Origin of the sequence: Paenibacillus gyeongsangnamensis, from assembly GCF_027533625.1 — a bacterium.
GTDB classification, from domain to species: Bacteria; Bacillota; Bacilli; order Paenibacillales; family NBRC-103111; genus Paenibacillus_G; species Paenibacillus_G gyeongsangnamensis.
This window is the reverse complement of sequence record NZ_JAQAGZ010000057.1, coordinates 1-8554: the sequence shown is the minus strand read 5'-3', so window position 1 is coordinate 8554 and position 8554 is coordinate 1. Positions and strand designations below refer to the sequence as shown.

General features: G+C 46.4%; 9 protein-coding genes, 3 pseudogenes and 1 riboswitch. Of the genes and pseudogenes, 8 read left to right on the top strand and 4 right to left on the bottom strand.

Features of this window, described 5'->3' with window-relative positions:
• The 5 genes from O9H85_RS37145 to O9H85_RS38190 all read left to right on the top strand — a co-directional run.
• Window positions 1-916, top strand: a 916-nt coding sequence (locus O9H85_RS37145; protein WP_269886339.1) for an MFS transporter, incomplete at its 5' end; no start/stop codon positions are given.
• 996 nt (window positions 917-1912) lie between these two features.
• On the top strand, window positions 1913-2101 hold the full coding sequence (locus tag O9H85_RS37135; protein WP_269886338.1) for a uracil-DNA glycosylase family protein: 189 nt from the start codon (window positions 1913-1915) through the stop codon (window positions 2099-2101).
• A gap of 678 nt (window positions 2102-2779) precedes the next feature.
• A complete protein-coding gene (locus tag O9H85_RS37130; protein WP_269886337.1) occupies window positions 2780-3274 on the top strand; it encodes an MFS transporter in 495 nt (164 codons plus the stop codon).
• A 187-nt stretch (window positions 3275-3461) separates the two neighbouring features.
• On the top strand, window positions 3462-4445 hold the full coding sequence (locus O9H85_RS37125) for an aldo/keto reductase (protein ID WP_269886336.1): 984 nt from the start codon (window positions 3462-3464) through the stop codon (window positions 4443-4445).
• A 235-nt stretch (window positions 4446-4680) separates the two neighbouring features.
• Entirely contained in the window at window positions 4681-5004 is a 324-nt protein-coding gene (locus tag O9H85_RS38190; RefSeq protein ID WP_409348275.1) for an XF1762 family protein, read from the top strand.
• A gap of 4 nt (window positions 5005-5008) precedes the next feature.
• On the opposite strand, the gene O9H85_RS37120 is transcribed toward O9H85_RS38190, so the two are convergent.
• Both O9H85_RS37120 and O9H85_RS38185 read right to left on the bottom strand, forming a co-directional pair.
• A complete protein-coding gene (locus O9H85_RS37120; protein ID WP_409348276.1) occupies window positions 5009-5533 on the bottom strand; it encodes a DoxX family protein in 525 nt (174 codons plus the stop codon).
• 93 nt (window positions 5534-5626) lie between these two features.
• Window positions 5627-5746 (bottom strand): annotated as a pseudogene (locus O9H85_RS38185) (BRO family protein); the annotation flags it as partial.
• 69 nt (window positions 5747-5815) lie between these two features.
• Between O9H85_RS38185 and O9H85_RS37115 the strand changes: the two are divergent.
• Window positions 5816-6067: a hypothetical protein gene (locus O9H85_RS37115; RefSeq protein WP_269886335.1), complete on the top strand. Its 252-nt coding sequence runs from the start codon at window positions 5816-5818 to the stop codon at window positions 6065-6067.
• A gap of 97 nt (window positions 6068-6164) precedes the next feature.
• On the opposite strand, the gene O9H85_RS37110 is transcribed toward O9H85_RS37115, so the two are convergent.
• Window positions 6165-6350: a hypothetical protein gene (locus O9H85_RS37110; protein WP_269886334.1), complete on the bottom strand. Its 186-nt coding sequence runs from the start codon at window positions 6348-6350 to the stop codon at window positions 6165-6167.
• Between the two features lie 385 nt (window positions 6351-6735).
• Window positions 6736-6816: riboswitch (cyclic di-GMP riboswitch) on the top strand.
• A gap of 36 nt (window positions 6817-6852) precedes the next feature.
• Between O9H85_RS37110 and O9H85_RS38180 the strand changes: the two genes are divergently transcribed.
• A complete protein-coding gene (locus tag O9H85_RS38180; RefSeq protein WP_409348274.1) occupies window positions 6853-7011 on the top strand; it encodes a putative holin-like toxin in 159 nt (52 codons plus the stop codon).
• 506 nt (window positions 7012-7517) lie between these two features.
• Here the strand turns inward: O9H85_RS38180 and O9H85_RS37105 are convergent.
• A pseudogene (locus O9H85_RS37105) lies at window positions 7518-7628 on the bottom strand (VOC family protein); the annotation flags it as partial.
• 116 nt (window positions 7629-7744) lie between these two features.
• Here O9H85_RS37105 and O9H85_RS37100 point away from each other — a divergent pair.
• A pseudogene (locus tag O9H85_RS37100) lies at window positions 7745-8293 on the top strand (IS6 family transposase); the annotation flags it as partial.
• Between the last annotated feature and the right edge of the window lie 261 nt (window positions 8294-8554).

Sequence of the window (8554 nt, the reverse complement as noted above, 5' to 3'; positions counted from 1 at the left end):
GATATCGGTTGCAGCAAGCTCCATCCTTCTCGCTCCGCCGATCAGGAAAGGCGAGGCTGCGGAAGAAGGTGATGCTGCCCAATTCGACTTTATCGGAGGAGTAGTCTTCTTTGCTGCGGTGACCTCGCTGCTGCTCCTCATTTCTAACGGGTATCAATGGGGCTGGATGAGCGGTCCCGGATTGCTAATGCTTGGAATCGCGGCAGGCGGATGGGTTGGATTTATTTGGAGAGAGTGGTCTACGGACAATCCTTTGATCGATTTATCGCTATTCGGTAATCTTCGATTTACAATTGGCAACATCACCGGCTTTCTATCCTTCATTCTCATGATGCTCCCGTCGATTCTGCTTCCGCTCTTTCTGGATCATGTTCGGCATATTTCGATTTCCAACATCGGCTTAATCATGAGCGTTCAGGCGATAGCGATGATTATCTCATCTCCCCTCAGCGGTTGGGTGGCGGATCGTTATGGAAATGCCTGGCCCTCGATTGCCGGATTGTCGGCTGCCGCTGCAGCTTTGGGGTTGATGTCGCGGTTTGGCGGCGGAACTTCGGTTATGGAGGTGGTGCTGACCCTCGGACTGTTCGGAACTGGGATGGGCTTCTTTCAATCCCCGAACAACGTCGCTGTGCTGGAGAGCGTACCATCGAGCAAAACAGGACTGACAGGCTCCCTTATGGCGACAATTCGAAATTTTGGCAGAGTCACAGGCGTTTCGCTCACCGTATTGCTGTTTCAAGTGGGGAGCGCAGGTCATTCAAGCGCCGCGGGCTATCGGGAAGGAATAACCTTCGTATTTCTCATCGGATTGGCAATTGCGGTCGCCGCGATCCTGCTTGTGATAGTCGGGGTCGGGAGTGCGGCCGGAGGCCGTTATCAACGGGAGTTCCAGACGCATAGCAGTAAAAGATGAGCTCAGCAAAGAGCGGAACGGAGGCCGAAGCCTCCTTTCGATCTTTTTTCTATTGAATTCGTGGTAAATAATGTCATAGCGTGGGTTTTACGTTATTCTGCTGGCGGTACTCCTACATTATCCTGCCACTTAGTTTAACGCCCCTCGCCAGTCTAATACTTTATTTTCCCAGTCTACACCTTTAAAACAGCAGCAGGGATATATCATTAAGCCTAAGCTTATAAAAACAAACCAAATCACGAACAATGGCGCCCGGAATGTCTCCTTATTTATTCCTTCCCGCTTCGTAAAATAATCCCTAGTAGCCAAATCTAAGATTTAGTTTGCAAATTATTCTCAATTGTTGTAATGCTGCCTTCAAAGCGAAATCGACTCTTTTTCGATCACAGTTTATGAGCCAAGTTCAGCTCATGGTTGGAGACTTTATCTGTTGAATGCAGTTGCGCTTGTTGATGGGTAGGAGAGGATAGCGCGACGCATTCACGAAATGCAGAGTGTTTGCAACCTATACATTTGCTGTAGTCCAGTTTCCCTAAAGCATAGTTAATTGCCTCACCAGTATGTTCAAAGAGTTTGTGTTTGGAAAAAATGGACAATATTACGGACATATCATTAGGATAAAACAGAAAAGGCGCCGGCCAAGCTTATTTTTGAAACTGAAAAATTTAGATCCGTTGAAGAACTAAAAGAAGCGTACCCCGAACTACACGGCAATGAAAAATGATGAATATCACGATTAGGATAAAATACGGGGCCAAAAGTGGTCGCTGACATCGCCATTTTCAGAATTATGAAAAGCATTAAATACCGGAGATATAAAGAGATCCGTCCAAACGTCATATAGGATCGTTCTAGGAAAAGCGACCCAATTTGACGTTTGCCCCCCAGTATATGTTGCTTTATAATGCTGAAATGAGAGAGGCGATGAGAGATGAGCGAGCGTGAAGTGGTCCCATAGATGAAGACGGCAAAAATCGGACCCCGGAGCGGGAGGAATTGGAGTGGGGAATGACGACTCTGCAGGTCGTCATCGATCTTTTTCCTGGTATCAAAGTGATTTCCGTAGGGAAGAAGGCCAAGTCTGCTTGTCGGAAACTTCGGATCAAAACGATCGGGCATCTCAATCACCCACGCCGCGCGGATATATTCCGTAAGCAGTTTGACGATCTGTTCAACAAAAGGTAGATAGGAAAATCGTCCATATGTAGGTAAGCGCATCACTGCGACTTACACGCCAAGGGGGAGAGTAGAGGTGACGGCATCTTCCCCTAAGAGTCGATCCATCTTTTTAACAACCGAGCAGCGTCTTGAGGATCTGGGAGAATCTCCACCGAGCAGAAGGAGTAAGCAGATTCTGGATATTAATCTATGATTAATTTGCGATCTTTCGATGGTAAGTTTAAAACAATTTGTCTCCGATTCTGATTTTGATAATACCTTCCCCCCAATAAATCATTATTATCGAGATATTCATGCATAACAACCACAACACATGAAATATGGAAGGATGAGTAAAAGGATACAGCATGCCAGAACACCACCTTTGAGCTTTTCAATATATTGTAACATACATACAACATACATGGTTAGAACTGGTAAGTGGCAAAACAAAAATAGACCCGTAGCTTAAATTAATCACGGGTCTGATTTTATTCAGGCAGGGTATGGAACATGGCGGCCTATTCTATTAAGAGTCATATGTAACCCCGCTTCTTCAGTAAGAGGAGCGGTGGGGTTATTTGCATACTTTGGAGCGTCGAGATACTGTTCTTTAACTCTATACTCTAAAGCCCCAAAATTACCTTTGAGTCTTTTCTCTTAATCCACTACAATGTGAATTAACCAAAGTGGAGGAGATGAAAGATGCAGCTTTATGTGCAGCAACTGGTCGAATTGGGCCCGGGAACGATTCACACTTTCGAGATCATGACGGGGCTGATCTTCGCTTCGAACGCGCTCGGCACCATGATTTCAGCCCCCTACCTGGGAAGGCTCGGCGATAGGCACGGTCATTTAAAAATTCTCATGTGCTCGCTTTTTCTCATCTCGGTCCTCTATATTCCTCAAGCCCAGATCACGGATCCGTTTATTCTTATGGGGGCCCGTTTTCTTACCGGTTTGTGCATCGGAGGGCTGATCCCTTCCATCAGCTCGCTGCTTCGGAGCTTGACTCCTTCGCATATCCAAGGCAGCGTCTTCTCATATAATGCCAGCGCCAGTTCCCTCGGCAACGTGATCGGGTCTTTATTCGGAGGGATTGTCACAAGCCATTTGGGTATCCCGATCATCATTTTTATCATCTCAGGCGTCTTCTTCCTTCACTTTGTGACGCGCGGATTCGGTTCCTTCACGCCGTAGGGTGCCGGAGCTGGGAACGAAATAAACGGAACCGGCGGGAGCATTCGCTTCAGTGCCGATCTTCCGCCCCGGTTCGTCCTTTTCTTTCCGGGGGGTCTTGAGTTATGATGGAAAAGACATCCCTGATGGTAATTTATTACTGTTGTCATAGCAGGGATAAAAAATACAGACGTAGGAGTGAGCAAAGATGGATTATGTAAAGCTCGGGAATACCGGATTGGATGTATCGCGGCTTTGCCTCGGTTGTATGAGCTATGGGGTGCCTGACCGCGGGCCCCATCCCTGGTCGCTGGACGAAGAAACCAGCAGGCCCTTTATTAAGAGAGCGCTTGAACTGGGAATTAATTTCTTTGATACCGCCAACGTCTATTCCGATGGAACCAGCGAGGAGATTGTAGGACGGGCCTTGAAGGATTATGCGAAACGGGATGAGGTCGTGATCGCGACGAAGGTGCACGGACGGATGCGTCCGGGTCCTAATGGGGCGGGACTGTCGCGCAAAGCGATCCTGGCGGAGATCGACAACAGCCTGCGGCGCCTGGGCACGGATTATGTGGATTTGTACCAAATCCATCGATGGGATAACAATACGCCGATAGAAGAAACGCTCGAAGCGCTTCATGATGTGGTGAAAGCCGGCAAGGCGCGTTACATCGGCGCTTCTTCCATGTATGCCTGGCAGTTTCTAAAAGCGCTTCATATCGCCGACCGAAACGGATGGACGCGATTTGTCAGCATGCAGAACTACTTGAACCTGCTGTACCGCGAAGAGGAGCGGGAAATGCTTCCGCTCTGCGAGGCGGAGAAGATCGGCGTCATCCCTTGGAGCCCGCTTGCCCGCGGCCGGCTTACCCGCGATTGGGAGGAAACGAGCGTGCGTTCGGAGACGGATGAGTTCGGCAAGAAGCTCTATGCCTCTACGGCTGAAGCGGATCGCAAGGTTGTTGAACGCGTTGCGGAGGTTGCCGCCAAGCGGGAAGTTCCAAGGGCACAGGTGGCGCTGGCCTGGGTGCTGCAAAAGTCGCCGGTCACGGCGCCGATTGTCGGAGCGACCAAGCCTCATCATCTGGAGGATGCGGCGGCTGCTTTGTCCGTAAAGCTGACGCCGGAGGAAATTGCAAGCCTCGAAGGGCCTTACGTCGCGCATCCAGTCATGGGCGGCTTAAATTAATCGAAAGCTATCGTTTCTTCTCGGCAGTTTGGCCTGAGCGTTGGACCAGACCGGAGTAAGCGATATTGGCAGAGGCCTTAAGCCGATTGGAGTCCATGTCGGATTTAATGGATGAAGAGGATGCTATATAAAAACAGAACCCGCTTTTATTGGAAGCGGGTTCTGTTTTCTATGTAAACGGCAAGCGAATTTTTATTTACGTGAGTATTACCCGAATTATGCTGAGTTTGAGCCAGTGAAAGCGCCAACGACACTCAGAGAGACATGTGATTTTGTAAATAGTCATCATGTATCGCCACAAGGGCATAAATTCAGTGTGGCCTTAAGCGATGGAAACAAGATCATAGGTATGGACATCGTAGGACGGCCGGTGGCCAGATTGAAGGATAATGGAAAAGTGCTCGAAGTAACGCGGTTGGCTGTTAAAGAGGCATACCCGAATCTCTGTAGTATGTTGTATAGGACGGCAGCCAGAATAGCGAAAGAGTTAGGATATGAGCGCCTTATCACTTCCCAAAGGGGCCTCCCTAACGTAAAACATACTTTCGACATTTGCTGACATTCTAACGATTAAGGCGATGCGGCTCGGGCAATTTCTGAAACGGTTGGGTAAACAATTTGCGTAATCGAGAAAGCATCACATAATCGGCACCAAATTTTCCTGCGTTAGCGCCTGCTGCGAGTATTATGAAGCCAAACAGTACCATCCACGGGTTAACGCTGACAGAACCGGCAAACATGTATATGAAGTTCATCAATATACCGAAGAAGGCCGACGTTGTAGTCAAACAGCCAAGGATCAAACCCACCCCAACCAGAAATTCTCCCCATGGGACGAACAAGTTGAACATTTGGACATTTGGTAATGCAACATGTTTTAAGAATGCCACATAGTTCGGATAAATCAAATCATTTGTTGCGGAATCCAGTACAGGTTTCGCTATCGCTCCTTTAATAAAACCGCTGGCGTCAAATGATTTCGCGGCGGTGAGCTTGCCCCAACCTGACGTCATCCACCTCCATCCGACATACAAACGAATTAGCGTCAGCAGCAATGCAGCGTACTTGTTCTCCCTTATCCATTTTATCAAAATTGAGCCTCCTCTACCCTTATTATTGCGCTTATATTTTTCTCTCCTGTCATAGGTAACGACGCAATAACAAAATCGGTTTGTCCAAAGTGACTTGGAAACCCCTTTGCAGTGGTCAATGACGGCTTTGCTGGGGTTGGCGTATTCCAAGGTCCGAGCCACGTCAATACCTACGAAGTATGACTTGCCATCCAATTCAGCCGTTCGAATACCTCCGAGCTCTACTAAGCAATTAATCCGATCGTCAGGGAATGGGAAGATAGAGGATCGCTCATCTCTATGGTGATCAGTTTGAACTTAAAGCGCCGGCACCTGACACAATCACAGAAAGCTGCTGTAGTTGTGGACATGCTTCCGCTGTTGGAGAAGGAGGCGAGGGAAAGACAACGTGAACATGGTAGAACTGCTCCAGGTAAACCTAAAACAGTTGAGGAAAAAATTCCTCAAGTGAATGATCGTACCGACCAATCGAGAAAACAAGCCGCAAAACTAGTCGGTACCAATGAACGATACCGATGCAAAGAAGATTAAGCAGGAAGCGCCAGAAGTGTTCGACATGATGAAGCCGAGGTAGAACGTCGTCGGTCATCATTTAATATTTAATACATTAACGCTTTGATGCGACTACTTAATTAAGATCATATGAGTTATCAAAAGTTTTGTTCTGTTGTCCAACCAAATCAGTTTCGTCAATATATGGTTTAATAACACCTGCTTTGGGTGCTGTTGCTGCGAAAGATTCCATAGGAATCAACACAGAAACTACTGTAAGCATTAAAGCAATTATGAGCTTATTTTTATTTATTATTGACATTTTAAATCTCTAATGGGAATAATTAACTGAGCAATGTGTTATTCACATACAGATTTTCCAATATTTTTCTATATGTATTCTTACATGATTATTGTCGATTTGGTGAACATATTTGCTTGAAGATCCGGCCCGGCGACATTTGTAGGGGTGGTATCAGCTACGCCGGTACTACCCCGTATTGTTGAAACCTTTTGTATGAATATGGTTCTCTTCGATTCTATGAAATTTTTATTGCAACGGTGATAGTGGATTGCGGAACGGCATCGATATATAAGCAGCAGATTCGACAAAATTGCAAGAAAACGCTTACAAGTCTATGTCTTACATCCTATATATTAATCTGGAATTTGGAGATATAATTGATTTACATAAAATATTAGTCTATCCTAAAAAATGGCAAAACCGTCGAAAGGCGGCGACGCAAAGCTACAGGGGCTAAGGGAAACTATGCCAGCCAGCTGCCGAAAAAGGTGGGCTTTTTTTGTATCTCCTGCAGGCTTAGGTGACGCCACCCGGTTCCCTTTGTGAAAGGAAGGAGATTAAGGTGAAATCGCAAGAACCGCAAGAACCGCAAGAATTAATTAAGCTGCTGCTGCAATTCGGAAGTTTCCTGTTGGCGTTATTAACCTTTATCGCTATAATCATTGTCCGAATCCGGTGAATCGACCTGGCGAAGCCCCAAACCTGTAGCCCGCGGCGATATGAAACGAGAGTGCGTGCAGCGCTCTTGTTTTTTTTCGTTTTTGCTAGTAAGCGAGAAGGAGCAGCTAACGGACACAGGAGACGCTATTGGAACAAAAAGAGCGCATCTCGAATTGTAACGGACTAACGGACCTGAGAGACCTTATGAGCGGAAAATTCGTATGAAACTAACGATCATTGAACGAATATCGGCTGAGGGGTCCTTTAGAATCCAAACATGCGAAGTTTCAAAGGAATAGAGTCTGTACGGTCCGTTATCAAACAAGATGGCTGCCTGGGGGTTCAGGTCGCTCGGACCGTAGCGTAGCGGAGGGAGCAAAATATTGAAATCTACGGCTAAGACTGTCCTCTTTGATATGACTTCGTCAGCAAGCTAAATCGGGAGTTCAATACTCCCTCGCCTCCACCATGAAAAGCCCGACCTCGTGAGGTCCGGCTTTTGTCTATGTGTGGAAAGGCAAAATTCTATTTTGCGTTCTCATCTGGCTGATGGATCCCAAATATATTACCTTCCGTAACCATGTAATACCCTTGCCATGCCATTCCAGGCAGTGCATACTTTGGCAATGCGAGCTTGCTGTGACAGTAATGACAACACGCTTGGGTGTACATTATTCTTGCAGGTTATGGTGCAAAGCTCTTAAATCCATGATAACATGATTGAAATAAAGTCATGAGATGGGGAAATTACATTGGAAAGAGAATTAGATTTATTTAAGTGGAAGCAGTACGAATCAGAGATCATCTTGCTGACAATAAGATGGTATTTAAAATATAGCCTTAGTTATCGTAATCTAGTGGAGATGATGGAAGAACGAGGACTACATATGGCTCATACAACCATCATGAGATGGGTTCACCAGTTTGGGCCAGAACTAGACAAGCGAATTCGTCCCTTTCTGAAACCGACCAATGATTCCTACCGAACGGATGAAACCTACATCAAAGTCAAAGGACAATGGAAATACCTTTACCGGGCAGTGGATTCAAACGGAAATACGATTGATTTCATGCTTTCTGAAAATCGAGATGCTCCCGCGGCCAGACGATTTTTCAAGAAAGCGTTGACTTCGCCACACAATCAACCGCCGCGCGTGATCACCGTCGATAAAAATCCAGCTTACCCTATCGCAGTCCAACAATTGAAAGACGAGAAAGCCATGAATCAAGAAACATTACTACGACAACAGAAATATCTAAACAATATAATTGAACAAGACCCTAGTTGCACCAAAACCCTTCGCTTGGATAAGAAAGTAGCGGGACTTTCTGCTCCGATGTAACAGCACTCCCTCAGAGAATAAGGTTTTTCTCACGTATGCTCGCTCATTCGCAGGATTTCACGTACCTTGTTAAGTAGGAGTTTAAACGAGTGGATAATGTGGCTAGTCAGATCCGTTAGAGCGCATGCGGGAATAGAAGGTGTTGATCATATTACAACATCTTCCAAAAAAAGTTTTTGCTGCACGTCTCTCTCCACAAGGTCCTTGGGATTCACTCTC